This is a genomic window from Bacillus cereus group sp. BfR-BA-01441, assembly GCF_022663075.1.
In the GTDB taxonomy this organism is placed as follows: domain Bacteria; phylum Bacillota; class Bacilli; order Bacillales; family Bacillaceae_G; genus Bacillus_A; species Bacillus_A cereus.
On sequence record NZ_JAKUEU010000321.1, the window covers coordinates 1 to 282 of the forward strand.

Here is a 282-nt window from a genome sequence, read left to right on the forward strand (position 1 = left end):
CATCTACAGGAATTTAGTTTAGGTGATGAACTTACTCAACACGAAGAAAATACAATTGTAAAATTTATAACTGAAAATGATAATTCTGAAAGAACAACTGAAAACATTTATAAAGAAATATTGAAGCAAAAACAAAATGGTGTTACAGGTTTATCTAGGCTCATTGCTGTATATGAAGAAATCTTAAATAAGTAAGGGATCAAACAATATACATTGTTTGTGTATTCAATGTATATTGTTTAATTTTACAGAATGGAGTTTCAAGGGAAATGTATATCTAGT

The 282-nt window shown here is 27.0% G+C and carries 1 protein-coding gene; it reads left to right on the forward strand.

The window, feature by feature from the left end:
- Window positions 1–195, forward strand: a 195-nt coding sequence (locus tag MR107_RS30705) for a hypothetical protein (RefSeq protein ID WP_242293204.1), incomplete at its 5' end; no start/stop codon positions are given.
- Window positions 196–282 lie beyond the last annotated feature (87 nt).